1 protein-coding gene is annotated in these 2,642 nt (G+C 67.4%); it reads left to right on the top strand.

The window, feature by feature from the left end; translation table 11 throughout:
* Nucleotides 1-562 precede the first annotated feature (562 nt).
* Nucleotides 563-2,642 (top strand): cache domain-containing protein (locus JOY90_RS00220; RefSeq protein ID WP_291689166.1); only part of this gene is annotated, 2,080 nt, incomplete at its 3' end.

Genomic DNA, 2,642 nt, shown 5'->3' with positions numbered 1-2,642 from the left:
CGCAAGCGGAGGGCAATCGCATATGGAGGGCTATCGCATATGGGACGAGTGGAGCGGTTGGGCTCACCCTCCCCTGGAGGGGGAGGGTCGGCACGCGATCGAGCGAAGCGAGATGCGTGCCGGGGTGGGGTGACGGTCTCTCCGTATTGGACAGTTTGCGCGCGGAAGCATCACCCCACCCCGGCTCACATTCCGCTTCGCTTCGTGTGAGCCGACCCTCCCCCTCCAGGGGAGGGTGATGCACCGGTCGTGCCGATGGTTCGAGCTCATATGCGATAACTCTGCCCGCGAAGCGGGAGAGGGCGCGCACTTCCCGTACCGCTTGGTCCCAGCTCCACAATTTACCATCTACCTACACGACCACTTCCTCCCGTCCCCTGCGCGGATTTGGCGCAGGCGGCTCGTCCGTCTGCGGGCTCCGCTTCGGGCGCTAACCATGTGGGGGACCTCACCGTCCACCCCCTGAAACTGTGCTAGAACCGGTCAGGGCCGAGGCGGCCGCGCAGGGGCTTTGGCACCGGCTGCGATGTGTAACCGTGCCACCGTCGGCACGAGGATCTTGATGATCGGAGTGCAACGCAAAATCTGGTCCGTCCGCGGGGGACTGTTCGCCAAATACATCGTCTCGCTGGTGGGCCTGGTGGTGGTCGTGCTCGCCGTCAACGGAGCGACCGAGACCTGGATCAGCTACCGGGCCACCAAGACGAGCCTGACCGACGCCATGTCGGAGAAGGCCGAGGCGACGGCCAAGCGGATCGACGAATCGATCGCCGAGCTGCAGCGGCAAGTGAGCTGGGTGACAAGGGCCTACTCCCAGACGCTGGAGCAGCATCGGGCCGACTACGCCCAGCTCCTGAACCAGGTTTCCGCGGTCAGCCAATTGTCGCTGGTCAACGGCCAGGGCCGTGAGATCCTGCGCCTGTCCCGCACCAAGATCGCGGTGTCCGACGGCGCCGATTTCACCCGCGACATGCGCTTCACCGAGACCGAGGCTCGCGGTGTCTCATTCTCGCCGGCCTCGTTCTCCGGCACCGAACCCTCGATGTCGATCTCGGTGGCGCATTCCGGCTTCAACGCCGGGGTCACCGTCGCCGACGTCGACCTCTCCTTTCTCGCCGACTTCTTCGGCGAGGCCCAGGTCGGCAAGGCGAGCCACGCCTATGTCGTCGACCCCCGCGGCCAGGTGCTGGCGAGCTCGCCGAAGGGACCCGAGGTCGCCAGCGACCTGTCGAAGCTGCCGCAGGTCGCGGCCCTGCTCTCGCCGAACGGCCGGCCGCTCACCGCCGGCACCGATTTGGAGGGCCATTCCGTGCTGACCGCGGCGGCGACCGTGCCCCGCCTGGGCTGGGCCGTCTTGTACGAGCAGCCGACCCTGCAGGCGCTGGCGCCGATCCGCGACCAGCTCGTTCGCGTCGCGCTGCTGATCGGCATCGGCCTCGTGGTCGCGATGCTGGTGGGCACCCTCCTTGCTCGTCGGATGTTGATCCCGATCACCGCGCTGCAAGCCGGCGCCCGCAGGCTCGGCGGCGGCGACTTCAGCCAGCGCATCGAGGTCCGCACCAGGGATGAGCTGGAGGAGCTCGCGGACCAGTTCAACGGCATGGCGGGGCAGCTCGCCGAGACCTATGCGGGGCTCGAATCCAAGGTCGAGGAGCGTACCCGCGACCTCGCGCAGTCGATCAACGAATTGAAGGTGCTGGAGGAGGTCGGCCGCGCGGTGGCCGCTTCGCTCGACCTCAATGCGGTGCTGCCAACGGTCGCCGCGCGCGCGCTCGAGATCACCCGCGCCGACGCCGTGCTGATCTACGGCTATGACGCGGCGAAGCGCCAGTTCAACCTGGTCGAGGCCGACGGCATCGACAAATCCGCCGAAGGCGAGCATCTCACGATCGACGAGGGCGCGAGCATCCTGAGCGAGGCGGCGAAAAGCGGCGAGCCGGTTGCGATCGCCGATCTCGCGCAGGCCGGCGATCTCTTCCTGCGCGATGTCGCGGTCGCCGCCGGTTTCCATTCGGTGCTGGTGGTGCCGCTGGTCGACCTGCAGGGTGTGCTCGGCGCGCTGGTGGTGCTGCGCCGCGCCGCCGGGGAGTTTCCGCCGAATCTCATCGGGCTGATGCGCACCTTCGCGAGCCAATCGGTGCTGGCGATGCGCAATGCGCGATTGTTCTCGGAAGTGGACCAGAAGGGCCGCGAGCTCGCCGACGCCAACGCCGTGGTGCAACAGCAGGCCGACAAGCTGACCGAGCAGACCGAGCAGCTCAGGAACTGGAACCGCTCGCTGGAGGAGCGGGTGGAGAAGCAGCTCGGCGAGATCGAGCGCATCCGCCGGCTCGAGCGTTTCCTCGCGCCGCAGGTGGCGCAGCTCATTGCCTCGTCCGACGGCCACGATGCGCTGCTCGACAGCCACCGCCGCGAGGTGACGGTGGTGTTCTGCGACCTGCGCGGCTTCACCGCGTTCACCGAATCGACCGAGCCGGAGGAGGCGATGAACGTGCTGCGTGAATACCACGCGGCGCTCGGCGAATTGATCTTCCGCTACGAGGGCACGCTCGACCGCTATGCCGGCGACGGCGTGATGATCCTGTTCAACGCGCCGATCCAGTTCGAGGACCACACCAAGCGCGCGGTGAAGATGGCCTGCG

The organism is Bradyrhizobium sp., from assembly GCF_019242285.1.
In the GTDB taxonomy this organism is placed as follows: Bacteria; Pseudomonadota; Alphaproteobacteria; order Rhizobiales; family Xanthobacteraceae; genus Bradyrhizobium.
This window is presented reverse-complemented; position numbering and strand designations above follow the sequence as displayed.